Origin of the sequence: Nocardioides sp., assembly GCF_036401255.1 — a bacterium.
In the GTDB taxonomy this organism is placed as follows: Bacteria; Actinomycetota; Actinomycetes; order Propionibacteriales; family Nocardioidaceae; genus Nocardioides.
On record NZ_DASWVI010000140.1, the window covers coordinates 1 to 9733 of the forward strand.

Annotated in this window: 10 protein-coding genes and 1 pseudogene; 5 read left to right on the plus strand and 6 right to left on the minus strand. The window is 71.7% G+C overall.

The features are described 5' to 3' along the window. Nucleotides 1–1037: pseudogene (locus tag VGD85_RS06215) on the minus strand (hypothetical protein); the annotation flags it as partial. A 323-nt stretch (nucleotides 1038–1360) separates the two neighbouring features. Here VGD85_RS06215 and VGD85_RS06220 point away from each other — a divergent pair. Continuing rightward, nucleotides 1361–1603, plus strand: coding sequence for a hypothetical protein (locus VGD85_RS06220; RefSeq protein WP_331062578.1), 243 nt, complete (start codon nucleotides 1361–1363; stop codon nucleotides 1601–1603). Nucleotides 1604–1674: 71 nt separating this feature from the next. On the opposite strand, the gene VGD85_RS06225 is transcribed toward VGD85_RS06220, so the two are convergent. The 3 genes from VGD85_RS06225 to VGD85_RS06235 all read right to left on the minus strand — a co-directional run bounded on the left by VGD85_RS06225 (nucleotide 1675) and on the right by VGD85_RS06235 (nucleotide 2828). Then, on the minus strand, nucleotides 1675–1878 hold the full coding sequence (locus VGD85_RS06225) for a cold shock domain-containing protein (protein ID WP_331062579.1): 204 nt from the start codon (nucleotides 1876–1878) through the stop codon (nucleotides 1675–1677). A gap of 205 nt (nucleotides 1879–2083) precedes the next feature. Then, a complete protein-coding gene (locus VGD85_RS06230; RefSeq protein ID WP_331062580.1) occupies nucleotides 2084–2491 on the minus strand; it encodes a secondary thiamine-phosphate synthase enzyme YjbQ in 408 nt (135 codons plus the stop codon). A 31-nt stretch (nucleotides 2492–2522) separates the two neighbouring features. Next, nucleotides 2523–2828 carry a thiamine-binding protein gene (locus VGD85_RS06235; protein ID WP_331062581.1) on the minus strand — a complete coding sequence of 102 codons (306 nt, stop codon included), beginning with the start codon at nucleotides 2826–2828 and terminating at the stop codon, nucleotides 2523–2525. Nucleotides 2829–2934: 106 nt separating this feature from the next. Between VGD85_RS06235 and VGD85_RS06240 the strand changes: the two genes are divergently transcribed. Continuing rightward, nucleotides 2935–3222, plus strand: coding sequence for a hypothetical protein (locus tag VGD85_RS06240; RefSeq protein WP_331062582.1), 288 nt, complete (start codon nucleotides 2935–2937; stop codon nucleotides 3220–3222). Nucleotides 3223–3291: 69 nt separating this feature from the next. Here the strand turns inward: VGD85_RS06240 and VGD85_RS06245 are convergent, their stop codons facing one another. Further along, entirely contained in the window at nucleotides 3292–4281 is a 990-nt protein-coding gene (locus VGD85_RS06245; RefSeq protein WP_331062583.1) for a glycoside hydrolase family 26 protein, read from the minus strand. A gap of 163 nt (nucleotides 4282–4444) precedes the next feature. Beyond that, nucleotides 4445–7258 carry an aconitate hydratase gene (locus VGD85_RS06250; protein WP_331062584.1) on the minus strand — a complete coding sequence of 938 codons (2814 nt, stop codon included), beginning with the start codon at nucleotides 7256–7258 and terminating at the stop codon, nucleotides 4445–4447. 199 nt (nucleotides 7259–7457) lie between these two features. On the opposite strand from VGD85_RS06250, the gene VGD85_RS06255 reads away from it, so the two are divergent. From VGD85_RS06255 to VGD85_RS06265, 3 genes are all read left to right on the plus strand, one after another. Then, entirely contained in the window at nucleotides 7458–8252 is a 795-nt protein-coding gene (locus tag VGD85_RS06255) for an ABC transporter permease (RefSeq protein ID WP_331062585.1), read from the plus strand. Continuing rightward, nucleotides 8245–9057 (plus strand): ABC transporter permease, encoded by an 813-nt coding sequence (locus VGD85_RS06260; RefSeq protein ID WP_331062586.1) that lies wholly within the window; start codon nucleotides 8245–8247, stop codon nucleotides 9055–9057. Before VGD85_RS06255 ends, VGD85_RS06260 begins: the two co-directional genes overlap by 8 nt. Next, on the plus strand, nucleotides 9054–9733 hold a 680-nt coding region (locus tag VGD85_RS06265), incomplete at its 3' end, for an ABC transporter ATP-binding protein (RefSeq protein ID WP_331062587.1). The genes VGD85_RS06260 and VGD85_RS06265, both read left to right, overlap by 4 nt.

Below are 9733 nucleotides of genomic sequence, written 5' to 3' on the forward strand. Positions count from 1 at the left end.
AGCAGGGCCCGCGCCCCGCGCCTGCCGCGCCCGCGCAGCCGGGCCAGGGCGACCTCCGGGCGCCGCTGCTCGGTCACCGCGGCGAGCGTCAGCCAGAGCACGACCAACGACAACAGCCCGAGCTGGGCGACCAGCAGCGGCACGGTGACCCGGGACTGGTCGATCTGCTCCCGCACGTCGTCGGCGAGGTCGGGGAGGCCGGAGTACGGCGTGACGATGGTGCCGTCCCCGCCGGCGGCGGCCGTCTTGGCCAGCCGGTGGATGTCCGCGGAGAGGTCGAACAGCTCGTCGACGTCGAGTGCGGCCGCGTCGAGCTGGTAGGCGACCGTCGACCGGCCGCCCGGCAGTGGCGGCATGCCGTGCCCCTGGAACGTCGACCGGGCGGTGAGCCACACGTCGTGCTGCACCTTCACGACCGGCCCCGGCTCGACCAGACCCGACCGCCCGGTGAGCTGGAGTCCCAGCCAGTACGCCGACGGCTGTTGGGCGTAGACGCCGACGACGACGAGGCGCGCCGCGGGCAGCGAGGCGCTCGCGTCGTTGCGGGGGATGCCGGGAATCGCCAGGGTCGTGCCGACGCCGAGGTCGAAGTTCTCGGCGTCGGCCTCGCTGACCATCAGCTCGCCCGCCTGCTCCGCGCAGGCGCCGGCGACCAGACGCACGTGGTCGCACACGCCGTCGCGCCAGACGATCTCGCCGTACGGGTCGCTGGGCGAGCCCGGCATCGGGTTCGCGTCGGCCGCGTAGCCGGGCACGGGCGCGCGGTAGGCCTCGCGCACGCTCGGGGGCACGATCGCGGCGACGTCCTCGGGCCGCTCGGGCCGCTCGCGGTTCTGGAATCCGAAACCGCTCCCGCCGGCGCGGGTCGCGATCAGCAGGAGGCCGGACTGAGCCGGATCGGCCCGCTCGACGGTGATGTCGGTCAGCGCCTGCCGCATCGCCCGGTCGTAGAGCGGCGCGAACGCCGCGCACGCCGTGACCAGCGCCGCCAGCGTGGCGAGCGCGAGCGCTTGGAGCGGCCGGTAGCGCACCCTCACCGCTGACCGTCCCCCGACCTGTCCACCGGGTCAGCATGCCACCGGCGCCGCCGGTCGGTCCGCAGGCGCGCGTGGCGGGGGGTGGGCCCGCTCCCGGAATCCGGTGGCCGCCGCTCGCCGTCCGTCGCTCCCGCGCCCGTTCGCGTGCGCGTCATGCGCCCGGTCCTGGCGCACCGTTCCTCCGCTGGGCCCATCCCCCGCGTCATCACGACTCTGGCCAGCCGGTGCCCAGCCGCGTAGAGCCCTAAGTCCCACCGCGACCGGGACCCGAGACCCGGGACCCGGGGCGTCACGCGGGGGCACCTGTAGGGTGGGCCGTCCACATGAGCACCGGGCCCGGGCACGACCAGTCCCTCGACGGGTTGCTACGCCGCGTCCACCGGGCGCGGACGGCCGTCGACGGGTTCCGGCACCTCCAGGGCGCGCGCAACCAGCTGGCCGATGCCCGTCACGACCTGATGCTGGCCCTCCAGGCCTACGTCGATGCGCTGGAGACCCGCAAGCTGCCGGTGCCCTGGCGGATGCACGCCGAGCTCAAGCTGCACCGCGACCTGTTCGACCGCTGACCTGGGCCGATGACACGAGGGGCGAGCCGCGGCAGTCGCCGCGACCCGCCCCTCACAACGGTGCGTCGCGACTACAGGCCGCGCACGTTCTCCGCCTGAGGGCCCTTGGGCCCCTGGGTGACGTCGAACTCGACGCGCTGCTCGTCCCTGAGCGACTTGAAGCCGGTGCCACTGATGGCGGTGTGGTGGACGAAGACGTCCGCCCCTCCACCGTCTTGGGCGATGAAGCCGAAGCCCTTGTCGTCGTTGAACCACTTCACGGTGCCTTGTGTCATCTGGGTCTTCCTCGTCTGTTCGGATGCGACGCGGCGTTCTCGCCGGCCGCGAGCTGAAGACATCTGCGCTGCGCTTGATGTCCAGCTGACCGAAGACCAAGGGATGAGTGCGACGAACCGGCGTCCGGCACGGACACCGAGGGGACCGGCCCCTTCAACGTCGCGAGCCTAGCAGCGTCGCGAGCAGGACCGGCGATCGTGGGCCTCAGGCGCTCGCGAGGAAGCTGAGCCGCACGTCGCGCTCGGTGTTGTCGACGTTGAGGTCGATCAGGCAGATGCTCTGCCAGGTCCCGAGGGCGAGCCGGCCACCGAGGACGGGCACGGTGGCGTACGGCGGCACGAGCGCCGGCATCACGTGGGAGCGGCCGTGGCCGCGGCTGCCGTGCCGGTGCCGCCACCGGTCGTCGGCGGGCAGCAGGTCGCCGAGCGCGGCGAGCAGGTCGTCGTCGCTGCCGGCGCCGGTCTCGATGATCGCGATCCCGGCGGTCGCGTGCGGCACGAACACGTGCAGGAGGCCGTCGCCTCGGGGTGCCACGAAGTCGCGGCACTCGTCGGTCAGGTCCAGGACGGTCTCGCGGGTGCCGGTGCGGTAGCTGCGGGTCTCGGAGTCCACGCGCCCGATCGTGCCACGCGTCGCCAGACTCCTAGGCGCCGTCGGCCAGCAGCCGCTCGACCCGCTCGACCTTGGCGGTCAGCTGCCCGTCGCACCCGGGCCGGATGTCGGCCTTGAGCACCAGTCCCACCCTCGGGGAGACCGCGGCGACCACGTCGACGGCTCGCTTGACCACGGCCATCACCTCCTCCCACTCCCCCTCGATGTTGGTGAACATCGCGTTGGTCTCGTGCGGGAGGCCGGACTCGCGGACGACGCGGACGGCGGCGGCGACCGCCTCGGAGACGCCCCCGGTCTCGTCGGCGGTGGTCGGGGAGATGCTGAACGCCACGATCATGGGGCCACCGTAGCGAGGGGCCGTGACTCTTCCGGCGGTTGACGGTTGAACCAGGAGCGTCCGGCTACCGCCGGCGCAGGGGGTGTCCGACAACCGGAGGACAGAGATGAACAGGATCTGCGCTCGTCACGAGCTGCGCATGCTCGGCCTCGCGGTCTCCAGCCTGCACCCGACGGCGGACCGCGGCCTGCGGAGCGCCGAGCACGCCCGCCTGCTCGGTCAGATCGCCCGGTGCCCGCGCTGCCGCCGGCGCCGGGGTGGGGTCGCCGAGCCGACGACCCGCGTCACGGTGACGTTCGCCCTCCCCGAGGAGGTCGACCCGCTCGAGGTCGCCACCGCGGTCGAGGAGGTGCTCCCCGACTACGTCGAGGAGGTCGTCATCCGCGTCGCCTGAGCGCGCCTCCTGAGGTGCTCTCACCTCTACCCACGCCACGAGCAGCCCAAAAGGAGGGGTGGGACCTGATCAGTACGCCGCGAGGCCCTCCCGGAAGGCCGTCAGGGCGCCGGTGCTGGAGTCGATGCGCCAGTCGCCCTCCTTGAGGTAGTGGAACCAGGTGAACCCGGCGAACGTCGTGGAGCCTGTCAGCGTGCCGAACATCCCGGTGATCCAGTCGGGCTTGGCACCGCCCTGCTCGGCGGTCGCGGTCTCCCCGACGTACAGCGGACGCTGCGTGAGGGCGCGCACCTGCTGGGCGCCCGGGGCGAACACGTCGGCGAAGGACACCCAGGCGGCCCCGGCGTTCACACCCGCCCAGTTGTAGCCGTCGAGCGCGACCGAGTCGACGTACGCGTCGCCGGGGAAGACCGCGGCGAGGCTCGTCGACCCGGCGTACGGCACGTTGGGCGACCACTGCCAGGACACGTTGGTCGCGCCCTCGGCTCGGAACACGTCGACGACGTGCCGCCACGCGGCGGCGTAGGAGGGGGCCGTGTTCTTGTTGACCGAGGCGGCCCAGGGGTACCAGTTGCCGTTCATCTCGTGGGCGAAGCGCAGCACGACCGGGCCACCGTAGGCCCGCGCCCCCTGCGCCCAGGAGCGCACGTAGGGGTCGAAGGCACCGCCGGCGATCCGGCTCAGCGCGTACGTCGGCCGCTTGACGCCCCGGGCCGGGTCCCACGGCTCCCACGTGATGACCGGGACGGCGCCGATCCCGGCGACCGCCGCCGCCTCCTGAGCCGGGAACCCGCCGCCGGTGGACCAGGCGACGTACCACGTCACGCGGTCCGGGCGCCGGCCCAGCTCGTCGCTCAGGGCGAGCAACGGCGCAACGGTGCCGGGGACCTGGTCCATCGCGACGCCGAAGGAGCGCCCGGAGACGGATGGGTCTGCCGAGGGGCTCACCACGGGTGTCGGTGGCGTGCCGACCTTGGGCCCCTTGGACGTCCGTCCGGCGGCATCGGCGGCCCCCGCTGAGGCGGCGAGAGCCCCCGACACGAGGAGCACGACGAGCACCCGTGTCAGTCTCCTGCGTGCTGCTGACCTGTCCACCACGACCTCCGACCGTCCGTCCCCGACGTCTGGGGATCGGCCGCGGGCGCGCTCATCTGAGCCCCGGTGGACCGTGGAAATGACGTTGACCCGCCCGAAACTCTCGGGCGGGTCAACGTGCAGACGGTCAGGCCTTGCGCAGGTTGCGCAGGACGTACTGCATGATGCCGCCGTTGCGGTAGTAGTTCGCCTCGCCGGGGGTGTCGATGCGGACGACCGCGTCGAACTCCTTCTCGCCCGCCTTGACCTTGACGGTCTTGGGCGTCCGGCCGTTGTCGAGCTCGGTGACGCCGCTGATGGAGAACTCCTCCTCGCCGGTCAGCCCGAGCGACTCGGCGTTCTGGCCCTCCGGGAACTGCAGCGGCAGCACGCCCATGCCGATCAGGTTCGAGCGGTGGATGCGCTCGTAGGACTCCGCGATCACGGCCTTCACGCCGAGCAGCGCGGTGCCCTTGGCCGCCCAGTCGCGCGAGGAGCCCGAGCCGTACTCCTTGCCGGCCAGCACCACGAGCGGCGTACCGGCGGCCAGGTAGTGCTCGGACGCCTCGAACACCGTCGTGACGTCACCACCCGCGGTGAAGTCGCGGGTGAAGCCGCCCTCGGTGCCCGGCGCGAGCTGGTTGCGCAGCCGGATGTTCGCGAACGTGCCGCGGATCATCACCTCGTGGTTGCCGCGGCGCGAGCCGTAGGAGTTGAAGTCCCGCTGCTCGACACCGTGCTCGGCGAGGTAGGTGCCGGCCGGCGAGTCCTTCTTGATCGCACCCGCGGGGCTGATGTGGTCGGTGGTGACCGAGTCGCCGAGCTTGAGCAGCACCCGGGCGCCCTCGATGTCGGTGACCGGGGCCGGCTCGTCGGGCATGCCCTCGAAGTACGGAGGCTTGCGGACGTACGTCGACTCCGGGTCCCAGGCGAACGTGTCGCCCTCGGGGGTCGGCAGCGACTGCCACCGCTCGTCGCCGGCGAACACGTCGGCGTCGTCGCTGGAGAACATCTCCGAGGTGATCGCGGAGGCGATCACCTCCTCGACCTCCGACGGGGAGGGCCAGATGTCGCGCAGGAACACGTCGTTGCCGTCCGTGTCCTGGCCGAGCGCGTCGTTGAACAGGTCGACGTCCATCGACCCGGCCAGCGCGTAGGCGACGACCAGCGGCGGGGACGCGAGGTAGTTCATCTTCACGTCCGGGTTGATCCGGCCCTCGAAGTTGCGGTTGCCCGAGAGCACCGACGTGACCGCGAGGTCCTTCTCGTTCACCGCGGCCGAGACCTCGGGGATCAGCGGGCCGCTGTTGCCGATGCAGGTCGTGCAGCCGTAGCCGACCAGGTTGAAGCCGAGCTTGTCGAGGTACGGCGTGAGCCCGGCGCGCTCGTAGTAGTCCGAGACCACCTTGGAGCCGGGGGCCAGCGTCGTCTTGACCCACGGCTTGCGCTGCAGGCCCTTCTCGACGGCCTTCTTCGCCAGCAGCGCGGCGCCGATCATCACCGACGGGTTGGAGGTGTTGGTGCACGACGTGATCGCCGCGATCGTCACCGCCCCGTGGTCGAGGACGAACTTCGTGCCGTCCTCGAGGGTGACCTCGATCGGGTCGCTCTTGCGGCCGCCGTCGCTCGGGGCGGCGGAGAGGTGGTCGCTCGGCGGCGCGGACTGGCCGTGGCCGTTGGTGGTGGCCGGGTCGGAGGCCGGGAAGGTCTCCGCGACGGACTCGTCGTACCCGTTCTCCTCCTCGCCCGCGACGTAGTCCGTGAGGGAGGAGCGGAACGATGCCTTGGCGTCGGTGACCTGGATTCGGTCCTGGGGACGCTTCGGTCCGGCGATGGAGGGCACGACGGTGGCCAGGTCGAGCTCGAGCTTCTCGCTGTAGCGGGGCTCGGCCGAGGGGTCGTGCCACAGACCCTGGGCCTTGGCGTAGGCCTCGACCAGCGCGAGCTGCTCCTTCGGGCGTCCGGTGAGCTCGAGGTACTTGACGGTCTCCTCGTCGATCGGGAAGACCGCGATCGTGGAGCCGAACTCCGGGCTCATGTTGCCGATCGTCGCGCGGTTGGCCAGCGGCAGCGCCGAGACGCCGGGGCCGTAGAACTCCACGAACTTGCCGACGACGCCGTGCTTGCGCAGCATCTCGGTGATCGTGAGCACCAGGTCGGTGGCGGTGGAGCCCTCGGGCAGGTCGCCGGAGAGCTTGAAGCCGACCACCCGCGGGATCAGCATCGACACCGGCTGGCCGAGCATCGCGGCCTCCGCCTCGATGCCGCCGACGCCCCAGCCGACCACGCCGATGCCGTTGACCATCGTGGTGTGGGAGTCGGTGCCGACGCAGGTGTCGGGGTAGGCCAGCAGCTCGCCCTCGACCTCACGGGTGAAGACCGTGCGCGCGAGGTGCTCGATGTTGACCTGGTGCACGATGCCGGTGCCCGGCGGGACGACCTTGAAGTCGTCGAACGCGCCCTGGCCCCAGCGCAGGAACTGGTAGCGCTCGCGGTTGCGCTCGTACTCGATCTCGACGTTGCGCTCGAAGGCCTCCGGGGAGCCGAACACGTCGGCGATCACCGAGTGGTCGATGACCATCTCGGCGGGTGCGAGCGGGTTGATCTTCGCCGGGTCGCCGCCGATCTCGGCCATCGCCTCCCGCATCGTGGCGAGGTCGACGACGCACGGCACACCGGTGAAGTCCTGCATGATCACGCGCGCCGGGGTGAACTGGATCTCCTTGTCCGGCTGGGCGTTCTCGTCCCAGCCGGCCAGCGCCTTGATGTCGTCGGCGGTGATGTCCGCGCCGTCCTCGGTGCGCAGCAGGTTCTCCAGCAGCACCTTGAGGCTGAACGGCAGCGACGCGACGTCGAGCCCCTCGCCGGTGACCGCATCCAGGCGGAAGATCTCGTAGGACGTGCCGTCCACGTCCAGGGTGCTCTTGGCACCGAAGCTGTCCTGACTGGCCACAGCAGTCATCTCCTCTGACGTCTCGTCGTCTGCGCCTGTTCGGCTCCCCATCCTGCCGCCGCGCGCGAGCGCCGCAAAAGGAAGGCTGCCCTAACCCGGTACCCGGCCCCGGAGGCGATATCTCTTGACGTCAAGATACATGATGGCGAGAGGAGACGGGACGAAAGGCATTGCCCGGCACGCCGGGTCGCCGTAGATTCCCGTCTTCGTGCGCACCTACCTCCGGCTCTTCGTCGCGGGGTTCCGGCGCCAGTCGACCTACCGGCTGGCGGCGCTCGGCGGACTGGTCGCGAACACGACGTTCGGCCTGCTGAAGGTCGCCCTCCTGTTCGCCGCCGTCGACGCGGCCGGCGGCGAGCTGAGCGGGTACGACGTCGGCACGATGAGCGCCTACATCTGGATCTCCCAGGGGCTGCTCGGGTCGGTCAACCTCTTCGGGCGCACCGACATGGCGGCGCGGATCAAGGACGGCGACGTCGCGGTCGACTTCCTGCGGCCCCTGGACGTCCACCTGGCCAGCGTCACCACCGAGGTCGGACGCTCGGTGTTCGCCCTGATCCCGCGCGGCCTCCCGTCGGTCGCGATCGGCGCGCTCGTGGTCGGGATGTCGATGCCGGACGACGCGCCGGGCTACCTGCTCGGCGCGCTCAGCATCCTGCTCGGCATCGTCGTCTCGGCCACCACCGTCTACCTCGTCGCGGTCACCGGCTTCTGGCTCGTCGAGACGCGCGGCCTCGAGATCATGTACATGGTCGTGTCCGGCTTCTTCGCCGGGCTGTTCGTGCCGATCCGGCTGTTCCCCGACTGGCTGCACGCCATCGCGACCGCCACGCCGTTCCCGTCGATGATGATGTACCCGGTCGACGTGCTGTCCGGTCGCGTCGACGGCGCCGCCGCCCTCGGTCTCGTCGGCCTGCAGCTGCTCTGGCTCGCCACGACGATCGCCGCCGGGCAGCTCGCGACCCGCGCCGGGCGGCGCCGCCTGGAGGTCCAGGGTGGTTGACCTCGCAGCCCGAGCTGCGCCGTACCGCGCTGTGCTCGCCTCGCGGATCCGCGCCCAGCGCAGCTACCGCTCCAGCTTCCGCATCGACCTGCTCGGGTCGTTGCTCGTCGGCCTGGTTGAGCTGGGCGAGGTGTGGGTGGTGTTCGGCGCGGTCGACGGCATCGGCGGCGTCGACCTGTCCGCGATCGTGCTGGTCTTCGGTCTGGCCGAGCTGGGCTACTCGCTCGCCGACCTGGCCTTCGGGCACTGCGACACGCTGCCGACCTATCTGCGGGCGGGCACCCTCGACGTGTTCTACCTGCGGCCCCAGCCGTTGCTGCTGCAGCTGGTGACCAGCGACATCACGCTGCGCCGGCTGGCGCGCGCGGCGATCGGGGTGGTCGCGCTGGCGGTCGGGCTCGCGATCAACGACGTCCCCTGGTCACCGGCGGCCGTCGTCCTGCTGGCGCTGGCGGCGGTGAGCGGGATCGCGACGTTCGCGGCGATGTTCGTCTGGGCGGCGGGCGCACAGTTCTACCTGATCGACGGCGCGGAGGCGACCAACGCGTTCGTGTACGGCGGCCGGTACGCCGCCACCCAGCCGGCCGCGGTCTGGGGCCGGCCGCTCAAGATGGTCTTCGGGTTCTTCTTCCCGATGGCGTTCACGGCCTACCTGCCGGTGGTCACACTGCTGGGGCTGCCGGGGCCGGAGTGGATGCCCGGCTGGCTGGGCTGGTGTGCCCCGCTCGCGGCGCTGTGGATCTGGGCCCTGGCACTGCTGACGTGGCGGGCCGGCGTCCGGCACTACCAAGGAGGCGGCGGATGAGCGACCACCCGAGCGGGGCGATCGTCGAGGCCCGCGACCTGGGGCGGGACTTCCAGGTCAGGGACGGCCTGCGCCGGCGTACCGTCGTGGCCGTCGACCGCCTGTCGGTCTCCATCGCCCCCGGCGAGGCGGTCGGCTACATCGGCGCCAACGGCGCCGGGAAGTCGACCACGATCAAGATGCTCGCCGGCATCCTGGTCCCCACGCGGGGGGCGATCACCACCTGCGGCCTGCGGCCCGTCCCCGACCGGCGCCGGCTGGCCCGCGAGATCGGCGTCGTGTTCGGCCAGCGCTCGCAGCTGTGGTGGGACCTGCCGGTGCGCGAGTCGCTCCGCATCCTCGCCGCGATCCACTCGCTCGCGCCGGCCGCGGAGCGCGCCCGCACCGACGAGCTCGTCGAGCGGCTGGAGCTCGAGGGATTCCTCGGCACCCCGGTCCGCCAGCTCTCGCTGGGGCAGCGGATGCGCGCGGAGGTCGCGGCCGCGCTGCTCCACTCCCCTCGCCTGGTCGTCCTCGACGAGCCGACGATCGGCCTCGACGTCTTGTCCAAGCAGCGGCTGCGCGAGTTCCTGGTCGCCGAGCGGCGCACCCACGGCACCACGCTGCTGCTCACCACCCACGACATGGGCGACGTCGAACGGCTCTGCGACCGGATCCTGCTGGTCGACCGCGGCTC